Annotated in this window: 8 protein-coding genes; 1 reads left to right on the top strand and 7 read right to left on the bottom strand. The window is 51.7% G+C overall.

Annotation, left to right across the window (positions count from 1 at the left end):
- Window positions 1-7: 7 nt before the first annotated feature.
- Window positions 8-1513, top strand: a complete 1506-nt coding sequence (glpK, locus tag AC07N2_RS02470) for a glycerol kinase GlpK (protein WP_494776853.1) — start codon at window positions 8-10, stop codon at window positions 1511-1513.
- Here the strand turns inward: glpK and AC07N2_RS02475 are convergent.
- The 7 genes from AC07N2_RS02475 to AC07N2_RS02505 form a co-directional block, all read right to left on the bottom strand.
- Window positions 1510-1962 (bottom strand): GNAT family N-acetyltransferase, encoded by a 453-nt coding sequence (locus AC07N2_RS02475; protein ID WP_494776854.1) that lies wholly within the window; start codon window positions 1960-1962, stop codon window positions 1510-1512. The two genes, glpK and AC07N2_RS02475, sit on opposite strands and share 4 nt — an antisense overlap.
- A gap of 63 nt (window positions 1963-2025) precedes the next feature.
- Entirely contained in the window at window positions 2026-2682 is a 657-nt protein-coding gene (locus AC07N2_RS02480) for a class I SAM-dependent methyltransferase (RefSeq protein WP_494776855.1), read from the bottom strand.
- 65 nt (window positions 2683-2747) lie between these two features.
- A complete protein-coding gene (locus tag AC07N2_RS02485; protein ID WP_494776856.1) occupies window positions 2748-4037 on the bottom strand; it encodes an acyl-CoA dehydrogenase family protein in 1290 nt (429 codons plus the stop codon).
- A gap of 136 nt (window positions 4038-4173) precedes the next feature.
- The gene (locus AC07N2_RS02490; RefSeq protein WP_494776857.1) at window positions 4174-5106 is read right to left on the bottom strand and encodes an ABC transporter permease; all 933 of its coding nucleotides are present in this window, start codon (window positions 5104-5106) and stop codon (window positions 4174-4176) included.
- Window positions 5103-6860 (bottom strand): ABC transporter substrate-binding protein, encoded by a 1758-nt coding sequence (locus AC07N2_RS02495; protein WP_494776858.1) that lies wholly within the window; start codon window positions 6858-6860, stop codon window positions 5103-5105. Before AC07N2_RS02495 ends, AC07N2_RS02490 begins: the two co-directional genes overlap by 4 nt.
- 47 nt (window positions 6861-6907) lie before the next feature.
- A complete protein-coding gene (locus tag AC07N2_RS02500; RefSeq protein WP_494776859.1) occupies window positions 6908-9067 on the bottom strand; it encodes a TonB-dependent receptor family protein in 2160 nt (719 codons plus the stop codon).
- A 109-nt stretch (window positions 9068-9176) separates the two neighbouring features.
- The gene (locus AC07N2_RS02505) at window positions 9177-11357 is read right to left on the bottom strand and encodes a TonB-dependent receptor family protein (protein ID WP_494776860.1); all 2181 of its coding nucleotides are present in this window, start codon (window positions 11355-11357) and stop codon (window positions 9177-9179) included.
- Window positions 11358-11387: the final 30 nt, after the last annotated feature.

An 11387-nucleotide genomic window follows, 5' to 3' on the forward strand; every position in this document is an offset into this window, starting at 1 on the left:
GCCCACGATGAGCAAATTCATACTCGCGATCGATCAAGGCACGACCAGTTCACGTGCGATCCTGTTCAATCATGACGGACAGATACACGGCGTCGCGCAACAAGAATATCCGCAGATATATCCGGAGCCGGGCTGGATAGAACACGATGCGAATGCGATCTGGGATACCCAGCTCACTGTCGCACAGCAAGTATTGAAAGAACATCAGGTCAGCGCATCCGATATTGCAGCCATCGGCATCACCAATCAGCGCGAAACCACCGTCATCTGGGATCGCAAGACCGGTGTACCGATCGCCAATGCCATCGTGTGGCAAGACAGACGTACCGCGGCTTTCTGCGATCAATTGCGAGCAGAAGGAAAAACCGAATTATTCCAGCAAAAAACCGGACTGCTGCTCGACTCGTATTTTTCCGGTACCAAGGTCAAATGGTTGCTCGATCACACGCCGGACGCACGCGCAAAAGCGGAACGCGGCGAACTCGCATTCGGCACCATTGATAGCTGGTTGATCTTCAAGCTGTCCGGCGAACACATGACAGACAGCAGCAATGCTTCACGCACTCTGCTGTTCAACATCCACACCAAGCAATGGGATGATGAACTACTCGCCATACTGGATATTCCACGCTCGCTATTGCCGACCGTAGTCGCCAGCAGCGGCGTTACCAGTCATACCCACGCAGAGTTATTCGGTAGCCCGATTCCGATTGCCGGCATCGCGGGTGATCAGCAAGCCGCCACCTTTGGCCAAGCCTGTCACAAACCAGGCATGGCCAAGAATACATATGGCACCGGCTGCTTCATGCTGCTCAACACCGGCGAGCAAGCTATTACATCGCACAATAATTTATTGACGACTATAGGCTGGACTTTGGGTACAGGCGCATCTGCGCGCACCGATTACATGCTCGAAGGCGGCGTCTTCATGGGCGGCGCCATCGTGCAATGGTTGCGTGATGGTTTAGGCATCATCCAAAAATCCTCTGACGTCGAAGCGCTGGCGAGGAGCGTGCCGGATAACGGCGGCGTGGTATTCGTTCCAGCCTTCAGCGGCCTCGGCGCGCCGTATTGGGATTCCTATGCACGCGGCACCATCATCGGCATGACACGCGGCAGCAACAAGGCACACATTGCACGCGCCGCACTGGAAAGCATCGCGTATCAAAGCGTCGATTTGTTGGATGCAATGAAAAAAGATGCGCAGCTTGCGTTACAGGAATTACGCGTGGATGGCGGTGCGGCACACAACGACTTGTTGATGCAGTTTCAGGCAGATATTCTCGATGTGCCCGTCATCCGCCCCGTCATCACGGAAACCACTGCATTGGGCGCGGCCTACCTTGCCGGACTTGGCGTGTCGTTCTGGGAATCGAAAGAAGAGATTGCAGCGCAGTGGAAAATGGAAAAGCGTTTTGATCCGAACATGACTGCCGATGAACGCGAACAACGTTTGCACACATGGCATCGTGCAGTAGAACGATCACAGGCTTGGGAACGTCCTGAAGCTTAAGCTATCCTGCTACGCGTTTTTCGCAGTCTGATTTCCCAACGTTTCACGCCACCGCGTTCCAATTCGATTTGTGCACCGTCTTCTATAAAACCGAATTTTTCATAAAAGAGAAGAGCACGCTCATTGTCACGCAATACCCACAAAGTAGTCGTCAAAGGTTGCGACAAAATTGCATCGATGGCCAGTATTAACTGGGCACCAATACCTTTACCCCAGTACTCCGGCAACACATAGATGGCATGCAACTCGGAACTGTCCGCAGCATCTGCATCGCGACTGACACCGCCCGATGCCCATCCTGCAATAACGCCGTCATGTTCGGCGACGATGGTCGTGCTCTGATTGTCTGCCAGCAAGTCCAGCCAAGCCGCTGTGCGCTTTTCAACTGAAAGATTCGCAAGAAATTCAGCAGGGAAAATTTCAGCGTAAGCCGTCTGCCATGTACGCACGTGTATCTTTGCTATGGCTACTGCATCCTCGACTGTTGCATGACGTATCACTTAGTTGCTGCCTTAAATAATTTCATATTCAAATGCCCAGAAAAAAGGCCATGCTGTGAATGTTGCCTTGCTCGAGAAGTCCTTCACCAAAGACTGCAACTCAATCTCCGAAGGAAAATTCTTGAGCACACGATGCTTGCTACCATCACCCAGCGTTCTGGTTTGAAAAGTATTGCCTTCACTATCTTGTTCAACGATAGCGGAACTACTACCTTCAACATAACGATTGTCCAGCAACACTACCTTCGCTCCTGGTTTCAAAGTGGCATTCAAGCCAGAAAGAAATTCCCGTTGCCTTGCCTTCGGCACATGCGAGAACCAGAAACCGGCAAATGCAGCATCGAATTTCCCATCTCTTTGCGGCAAGGCATACGCATCACCAACCAGAAACTCAAGCTTGCCATCGGATACACGTTTGGCAGCGATCTCCAGTGTTTCGACCGCAGCATCGACAGCCGTGATACCGGATGCAACTGGCGCAATGAACTGCGTCCAGTATCCAGTTCCGCATGCCACTTCCAGTATATGCTTGCCAACAAAATGTGATGGCAACCATTGTTCTATCTCACGCAAATCAGCCTGCCGTTCAGGCTTTAGGTAAACCGCGTCATACTCCGACGCACGCGCGGCGTAATATGGTTGCAAAGATGCGTCTATCTGCTGTGCCAATTTTTACCCCTTCTTGTGAAAATTCAAGCAATAGACACATACCGATCACATAAATTCCCCAGCGATTACTCCCTACCTTCAGTGGCCGCTTTCGCCCTCGCCGCTTCCTGTTCTTTTTCCGCTTCTATCCACGCAGCATCCGGCACCGTACCGTTCAAGTAGTAATCACCAATCGCACGCTCGCGGAAGATCGCAGGATTATGCGAAGCAGCCGTGCGTGCATTGCGCCAGTGTCTATCCAGACGACGTGTTTCGCTGGTAGCGGATGCACCACCGACTTCAAACAACAAGGTACTGGCCTGCAACACCAGGTCAATAACGATTTGCTGCGCCTGGAATGCCTTGACCTCGGTTTCTACATACAAGGCTTCATCGGCGGTATCCGCCAGACGCTCTTGATGCACTTCATCCAATGTGCGTGCAATGCCTTCGACTATCGTATCAGCCGCAAACGACAAGCTTGCCAAGCGACCAACCACACGTTGCACCAGCGGATCATGGCGCGGACTGGATTCACCCAACACACCGAAGGCGCGCGTCTTGCGTTGCACGAAGGCGATGCCGTCGCGTTTAACAGCACGACCGACACCAGAAATAGATGCCAGCAAAATCAATTGCAAGAATGCCTTCTGATAAGACTGCGCATAACTATCCTTGCCAGTGGTACGACGTGTAATGTGATCTGCCGAGATCTCGACGTTGTCAAATATCGTCGTGCCGCTGCCCGTCATACGCTGACCGAAGCCATCCCAATCATCCACGCGCGTCACACCTGGCGCGGTCGCTGGCAATGCCACGCTTACGCGCTCTACGCCTTCGACTACGGAAGCAACAATCCAGTCGGCGTAGATAGTGCCTGTGCTGTAATATTTTTTCCCATTCAGGAACCACTTGCCATCCTGTTGTGTGACGGTTGCGCTGGTACCGGTCACTTCCGTCAACTCCGCCATTGCATAACCGATCAATGCGCCTTCGACAATTTTCGGGAACCAGAATGCGCGCACCGCTTCATCGGTATGGTTAAGACGGCTCTCCAGAAAAGCAAAGTGTCCGCGCAATAAATGAGACACATTGGAATCAGCCTCCGCCAGCTCCACCAGCAAACGAAAGAATTGCGAAATCGTTGCGCCAAAGCCGCCATACAACTGCGGAATACGCACACGACCAAAACCTGCCTCGCGCAACCAGCGCACCGGCTCATACGGTAATGCGCGCTCTTGTTCGCGCTGCACCGCACCTTCTGCAATACGCGCAAAGATAGGGCGAAAATGTTGCGCCAGCTCTTCATAAGTCGGAAGTGCAGGCGCAGTTTTTTGTTCAAGATGATGAATAGTGGCGGTAGCAGTATTTGTCATGATGCTTTGTTTCTATAAAAATGAATGTCCTGATGCACACAGGATGAAAATGAATCGTGCCGAGTAAGCAATATCTAATAGCCGATGAATAATGCGGCACAGCTAATGATGCAGCGACGCATGATTTTCTTGTGCATCATGCAGCCCTCACGCGTGGATCGATGAAGCTGTAGAGAACGTCGACTGCGATATTGACAATCACGTAGATGAAGGCGATCAGCAAGGTAATGCCGACCACGACGGGCAAATCTTTGCCACTCGCTGCCTGCACGATCAAACTGCCTATTCCTTGTCGCGCAAACAATGTTTCAACAATCACTGCGCTGCCGAATAAACTGGCAAAGAGAAAACCGGACAAGGTCACGATAGGAATCAGTGCGTGACGCAAGGCATGGCGCAGTCGTACGCCTGCATCACTCATGCCACGCGCACGCGCTGTCATGATGAAGGGTTGCTCCAGTATGTCTTCCAGTTCCTGCCGCAATACTTGCGTCAATACGGCAACGATAGGCAATGCCAATGTCAGTGCCGGCAATACCGTGGACTTCCAGCCTTGTGTACCGGAGGCGGGAAACCAGGGCAAACGGAAAGCGAATGCCAGCAACAGCAAGATTCCCAGCACAAACGCCGGCATCGATGACAACACCAGCTCGGAGCCAGATGAGAATGAGCGTATCCAGCGTGCGCGCTTGGCCGTCAACAGGGATAGCGCAATCGACAACACCAGCGCAATTACTGCCGCCCAGAAAGCCAGCTGAATAGTCGCGCCGATTTGCTGGCTGATTACTTTGGCAACCGGCATACGCAGGCGATAGGACTCACCGAGATCGCCCTTGGCCAGCTTGCTTATATAGTGTCCGTATTGCGTCAGCAGTGGATCATTCAGCCCATACTCAAGGCGCACCTGCGCTAGCACCTCGGCAGTCGGCATCGCATCCGGTCCACCGACGATGGCCAGTGCGGTATCACCTGCTGTGACATTGATGGCGATGAAAGTCAAAGTCGCCGCAGCCCACAACACGCCCACGCCAGCCAGCAAGCGCCACAATATTCGCTTCAGCAAACTCATGGCGCCTCCTTGTCCAGCCAGACACCGATAAACAATGGCGTGTTATGCGAGGTATCAAAAATCACGCCCTTCACATTGCTGCGATAGGCAATCATGTGAATGCTTTCGTAAGCAGGAATGGCCGGCACCAACTCCGTCAAGCGTCGTTGCGCCTGGCTGTATAGCGCCTTCAACTCGACCGGATCATTCGATTGGCGCGCACGCTCCAAGACATCATCCAGTTCAGGATCACGCAGACGCGAACTGTTTTGTCCTATCAGTTTTTCACTGGCGATCGAATTGCTGTGATACAGAATGTACAAACCATCCGGTGTATTCGTATGCCAGTAACCACCGCCCAGCGCTTCATAATCGCCGGCGTAACGTCTATCGGTCGCCACGACTATCGGCACCAGTTCTATCTTCAATTCAAAGCCGACCTTGCGTGCATCGGCCTGGATTGCGACCGCAACACTATTCGGGAAAGCCGGATTCTCAGCAATCAACACGGTGGCGGACAGACGCTTGCCATCCTTGACCCGATAACCTTTATCATCCCTTGCCGTCCAGCCAGCCTGATCGAGCAGACGATTAGACTCCGCCACGTTATACGTCAGCACATCTTTAAAAGAAGGATCGTAGTAGCGCGAATTGGCCGCGAGGAAATCTCCTTTCGACTGATACTCGCCAAAGCCGGTAATCCACGCTATACCATCACGATCGATCGCAAACGCCAGAGCCTTCCGCACTTGCACATCATTAAACGGAGCCTTCTCTACATTAAGTGTCAGGCTGCGGAATGGATTGCCCTTGCGTACTCGACTATGGAAACGCAGAGATGGATCGGCACGTATGGCTTGCGCATTCTGTGCCGGTGCATCCAGCGTGAAATCAGATTGCCCGTTCTGCAGTGCAGAATAACGAATCATCGCTTCCGGTACGAAAGTCAGTTCAATGCGATCCAGATAAGCCGGACCTTTATGCCGAACCACCGGCGGCGCCCAGTTGTAGTCAGCACGTTTGACGAAGTTCGCACCTTGCGCACGCACATAACTTTCCAGCACGAAGGGACCGGAGCCGATCGGATGTTCCGCAATCGACTTGGGATTTTCTTTAATCTGCTTGGGCGAAATCATGCTCAACCAGGATTGCGCCAGCACATCGAGGAAAGGTGTATACGGCTCGCTCAGCGTCGCCTCAAACGTGTATTCATCAACGATGCGACCACGCAGATAAGGACGGATGTAGGCAGCGGCCAAAGGCGATTTGGTCGCCGGGTCGCGCATATGTTCCAGATTCACCTGCACGGCTTCTGCATTGAAGCGAACACCGTCGCTGAAAGTGACGTCATCGCGCAAATGGAAGGTATACGTTTTCCCATCTGGCGAGATGTCCCATGACTTGGCCAACCAAGGCGAGATATTCCCTTGCTCATCCTGATAAACCAGACCGTCGTACAGGATGCGACCCAACCACTGCACATTACCGTGCGAGATAGCATGCACATCGAAGGTCCCAGTATCCAGCGCCACGGTTGCGCGCAAAGTACCACCAGGTTTACCTTCGCTCTGCTGGTAATAATCTTCAGGTGCATAGCTGAGCAAACCATCGCGCACAGTTCCACTCCCGGCTACATTCGCTTGCTTCTGTTCGGCAGGTTTGTCAGCGTCACCCGACGAGCAGGCGCTCAACACACAAACGCCCGCCAGCAAGCTGATGCGTAATAGCGCATTCAGCAAAGAGATCGATCCACTGCCTTTGGCAATCCGCATCATATTTACAGCCCTTCATTTATTTCATTTAAAGATCAGTTAAAGATCGATTAAAAGCGGAACGACGCACCAGCAAAGGCACCGAAGCCATCACCTGCATAAATCGCGCGCGTGGTGTCTAAGCCGCGCACGTTGTATTGCGGGCTGATAGCTGATGCATAAGCCTTGTCAGTCAGGTTTTTCAGATCGAGGAAGACGCTCCATTTACCACCTGGTTCTTCGTAGCCAACCTTGGCACCAAAGATTGTGTAATTAGGTGCGGCCAATGAGTTGGCGTAATCGATCCACGTTTTCGAAGCGGCACGCACATTGAAGCCAACGTAGTAGCCTTTTGGATGTTGGTATTGCACTTCTGCGCTGTAGACATGCTTAGGCAGACCTGGCAATTCGTTAGCGCCGTAGATAGGATCGTTCTTGTAATGGAAGTCGTTATAGGTATACGCCTGGCGCAAAACGATGTTGTCGCCACCTTTGCCTTTCCACACACGTGCATCCAGTCCAGCTTCCAACCCTTGGTGTACTGTCGGCGAGGCGTTGCGCTTTTCGATATCGGTAGGCAATCCACCCGGGATTTGCGCCGTCAACAATTCATTGCGTACCGCAGAGCGATAAAGCGCCACACTGCCAGTGAAGGTGTCGTTACTTCCACGCAAACCGATTTCAACAGTATTGGCCTTTTGTTCGGTCAGGTTTTTGACGTAATTTTGGCTAATGAGGGTACCGGAACCGGTAAAGCCCCACGTAACTGGCGGATCAATAGAACGGCTGACGTTGGCAAACGCGACAAGTTTCGGCGCCAGTTCATATCGCAGCCCCAGACGTGGGGCCGCATAAAGATGGCTGTATGTTGTTCCAGCGTTTGAAAGAGGAAGATCGGAATAAAGCGTGTTGACATCACGACGTATATTCACGACAGATAATCCTGTCGATAACCAGGTACGCGGATTAAGCTGCAGTTCATTGCCTGCAGCCAGAACGGTGTCGGATGAGCTGTCATACGTCGCGTACTTGCGTAAAGCCCCTGTTGCTCCGTTGTACGTTTTAACGCTGGAGTTAATAGCCTGGGTTCGTGTAAAGCTGACTGCGGTTTCACTTTGCAAGCCGAATAGTTGCTCACTACGCAGATAGCGCAGCGATGCATTGATATCTCTCCACGTCCAATAGTTCGGTGTCCCCGTCGCCCCTGGAGCATTCACATTAAGAATCTGCGGGTAATCGTGATAAACCAAACCAAACTCGAGTTTGGAAACGTCATCGATCGTATAAGTCGTTTTACTACCAATGAAAGTCGAACCAGGCTTGGTGCCATCTTGACGCCCATTAACCACGGCAGGATCGGTCTGCCTGCTATCAGCCTTCAACTGCGCGACTGTGAGCAGGCCAGGATTTTGGTGATACTCCTCGCGATAACGAACAAAGAGACGTGTCTCCAACTGCGGCGTCAGGCGAAAACCAAAGTTACCGACTATGCCCTTCGTCTCGACGTTAGTGTTTTGCTGATAACCGCGCCGCTCGGAGTTGCTCACACTGACGTAGTAATCGTTGTCTCCTGATTCTGATACACCGCCTACACTCAACTGTTGTTTACGCCAGCCAAAACTGCCAGCTTCAAAGCGCCCATACACACCAGGCGACGTCCGTCCTGTATGCGTCGCCAGATTAATCGCACCACCCAATGCCAACGCACCATATTGAAAAGCATTGGCACCACGCAGCACTTCTGTGTAATCAATCCCGGACATTTCCAGTAATTCATAAGGCGTACCGCCGGAACCAGTCAGCGCCAATCCATCCAAAAGAAATGCAGTGCCTTCCCGGAATACGCCACCAGCGGTGGCAATACCTGAACCGCGTATGGAAATCTTGATGGCATCGTTACCGCCAGTGGACTGCGCGAAGACGCCCGGTTCAAAAGCGAGCACATCCTCCAGCGTCGATGAACGACCTTTTTCCACATCGGCATTTTTCACCACACTGACACTGCCGGCGACGTTCTCCAGTCGCACTTTGGCTTTGTCTATGGTCGAGAGCGCTTTACCTTTAACGACGACGGTGTCTTCTACTTGCGGTGTCGTTTCCTGCGCATAAGCCATTCCGCTGGCCATGCAAAACACAACGCTGGCATGCAATAATTTTGAACGATGCGCCCGCGGGAAAATAGAAGCCACTACGCGGGAAATAATCTGCGATGGAGGAAGTACTTGTTTCAAAATAACCCCTTAAGTAATGCCTGATAAAAATCAGGGCGAAGTGCTGACGCTGTCTTTAAAAGACGCGTCAGCTATTTATTTTTCTAATGTGTAATGAATGAGCTACCGATTACTTGAATGCATACGAGACGCCAGCAAATGCACCGAAGCCATCACCTGCAGCAAAGCGAGCCTGGTCAGCCACGGTATTTACTGAGTAAAGCGGAGTAGTGCTGGAGGCGTAATGCTTGTCACCAAGATTACGTAAATCCAAGAACACCTTCCAACCGTCAGTCGGATGTTCAAAACCGGCAGAGGCACCGAAGAGCGTATAGCCATTAGCTCTGTATTTATTTGCATAATCGGCATAATTCCCCGCTGCCGCTTGCGTATTCACACCAATATAGAATCCACTCGTATGTGCGTACTGCAATTCAGCCTGATAGAAGTGACGCGGAATACCTGGCAATTCATTTTTTCCAAACTTGCTATCGTTCTTGAACTTGAAATCGTTAAACGTATAGGCTTGGCGCAATGAAATTCTCTGCCCGCCGGCTTCCCACAAAACATTCCCGAGACTAGCTTCCACGCCTTGATGAATCGTCGCGCTGGCATTGGATTCTGCAGTGACCTGACTAACACCGAGCGAGGCTGGAATGATTTCCACCGACAGCAATTCATTCTTAATCAGTGAGCGATACGCGCTCAAGCTCCACTCGGATTTACCCGTTTTCCCACGCGCGCCAAGTTCAAGAGTATTGGCTTTTTGATCCTTCAGATCCAAACCTCTGCGCGCTGCACCTGACAGTGGCCCACTACCTGTTGGATAAGAAGGTGGAGGAGTCAAGAAAGCCCACGAGTTTGGTGGTTCTACCGAACGACTGGCGTTACCGTAAACCTGGACATCCGGCGTGATGTTGTAACGCAAGCCTATGCGTGGCGCTAGGTCATTGGTTGAACGGCTATATGGCTCATTCGAAGGAAAAGTGACTTGGGTAGAACGCTCGGTATGGATGGCAGAAAGTCCGCTGGTCAACCAAAGACTAGGCGCGATTTCCAGATCGTTGCTTGCATGGAGAACCGTATCTGAACCACCATAATCGGCGTGTCGATAAAGCGTACCGACTGGAACGCCTGCGTTAATACCGGTTGAACGACGCACTGCGGAGTCAAGGTAAGCATCCAGATGTTTGGTGAAAAGTACGCCGACCTTGGTATTGCTGGCCTTACCCCACAAAGTGTCAGAGCGACTGTAGTTCGCCAGCAAGGATACGTCGGTAAAACCCCATGTGCCGCTACTGATACCTATTTGCTGATCGATCGGATAATCATGATAGTTGAAGCCAACTTCAAGCTTGGATACATCATCGATACGTAATGTGGTCTTGTTACCGATCCAGGTTGATCCAGGCTGATTTCGCGCAGAGTCCAAAGCAACGTTGGTCGCATTTGCCTGCGATGGATCTTGTGCAATTTGCTCACGCGTCAACAAACCCGGTTGCTGATTTTTCGTTTCACGATAACGGAAGTAGAAGCGTGTATCCAGATCAGGATTGATCTTGTAGCCGATGTTTGCAACTATCCCACGACTGCTGCTTTTAGATTGCTGCTGATAACCATCGCGCGATGAATCAGTCAGACTGACGTAGTAATCGAGCGCCCCGATCACCTTGCCAAAGCTCACTTGTTCTTTGCGATAGCCAAAGCTGCCACCTTCAAGACGTACTTCAAATGGCGCCGCATCGTAACCTGTTTTGGTCACGTAATTAATCGCGCCACCCAATGTCAACGCACCGTAATCGAAGGCATTCGCACCACGTAAAATTTCTGTATAGCTCAAGCCCAAGGGCTCGAACAATTCATATGGCGTACCACCTGGCCCGGTAACCGGCAAACCATCGAACATGAACAAGACGCCGGAACGGAAGAAGTTGGTACCGCGATTAATACCGGAACCACGGATCGAAATCTTGAGGCCATCGGCGCCACCAGCCGCTTGTGCAAATACACCAGGCTGATAAGCCAGCACATCTTCATTGGTAGAAGCACGGCCTTTTTCAACCGTATCGCTACCGACCAGACTGGTACCACCTGGCACTTCATCCAGCTTTGCTTTTGCTTTTTCGGATGACTTCAATGCCTTGCCCTTGATGACAACCGTATCTTCCACTTGCGGTGTAGCTTGCTGCGCGTAGATGGCACCGCTCGCCATGCACAACACTGCGCTTACACTCAATGCGCGTAAAGCACGATGTGTCGATGGTTGGACAATGCGCCCTTTATGTGGCGTTAAATTCACTTTCTTCTGCACTTTTCTTACTCCCAATATTGATCAAATGAG

Source organism: Herminiimonas sp. GW821-FHT09C12 (assembly GCF_059416385.1).

Bases quoted from the DNA above. Each gene is read 5' to 3' on its own strand.
- glpK (WP_494776853.1), top strand. From the start codon at position 8: ATGAGCAAATTCATACTCGCGATCGATCAAGGCACGACCAGTTCACGT.
- AC07N2_RS02485 (WP_494776856.1), bottom strand. From the start codon at position 4,037: ATGACAAATACTGCTACCGCCACTATTCATCATCTTGAACAAAAAACT.
- AC07N2_RS02490 (WP_494776857.1), bottom strand. From the start codon at position 5,106: ATGAGTTTGCTGAAGCGAATATTGTGGCGCTTGCTGGCTGGCGTGGGC.
- AC07N2_RS02495 (WP_494776858.1), bottom strand. From the start codon at position 6,860: ATGATGCGGATTGCCAAAGGCAGTGGATCGATCTCTTTGCTGAATGCG.